This is a genomic window from Oleiphilus sp. HI0066 (assembly GCF_001635725.1).
Genome location: NZ_LWFH01001073.1, coordinates 1 through 854 on the forward strand (window position 1 = coordinate 1; position 854 = coordinate 854).

The 854-nt window shown below is 49.9% G+C and carries 1 protein-coding gene and 1 pseudogene; both read left to right on the top strand.

Annotation, left to right across the window (positions count from 1 at the left end):
- Nucleotides 1-596: pseudogene (locus tag A3738_RS13405) on the top strand (hypothetical protein); the annotation flags it as partial.
- A gap of 15 nt (nt 597-611) precedes the next feature.
- A partial coding sequence (locus A3738_RS13410; RefSeq protein ID WP_304440102.1) for a 2-oxo-4-hydroxy-4-carboxy-5-ureidoimidazoline decarboxylase occupies nt 612-854 on the top strand: 243 nt, incomplete at its 3' end.

Consider the following 854-nt stretch of genomic DNA (forward strand, 5'->3'; position numbering starts at 1 on the left):
TGCGTGTATACGGTGACGTCGTTGTTGATCCTGCACACTTCCTACCAAACGGGCCAGTAGACCATGCATACATCAAAAATGGCGCACGCCCTCTTGTATGTTCAGACATGTTCTTCAGCCACATGCAAAACCTTGTGATGCCAGAGCGTGGCGTAAACATGGGTGACGGTTGGGAAACTAAGCGTCGTCGTACTGTTGGCGATGAGACTGTTGATCGCAACAATGACTGGTTGGTTCTTCAGCTTGCGACAAAAGGCAGCATCAACAAGATCTTGGTAGACACTTGCCACTTTAAAGGCAACTACCCTAACGGTTTCTCACTAGAAGGCGCTGTACTGACTGCAGAACAATCTGCTGACGTTGACATGCTTGAGCAAGATGCACATCAAGACGCATTGACGGCTGGTCGTAAAGAAGCGAGCCAAATCGAGTGGACTGAAATCATGCCGCGCACAGTGCTTCACGCAGACCGTGAGCACACCTTCACTGCAGAAGTTCAAAACACTGAAACAAACTTCACGCACATTCGCATCAAAATGTACCCAGATGGTGGCATCAGTCGCTTACGTCTCTGGGGCTACCCAGAAGCGAAGTAAGGGACTGATACGAACATGGCAGATTTAACTTACACAATCGACGCACTAAACGCGTTGAACGCAGAAGACGCAACTTTCGCATTCACAAACTGCTGCACCAGCTCACGCTGGGTAGCAGGCATGGTTGAAGCACGTCCTTTCGCATCGATCGAAGCGTGTCATCAAGCGGCGAAAGACGTTTGGGCAAACATGGGCGAAGCAGACTTTTTGGAAGCCTTCGAAGGCCACCCAAAAATTGGTGACGTGACTAGTCTTCGT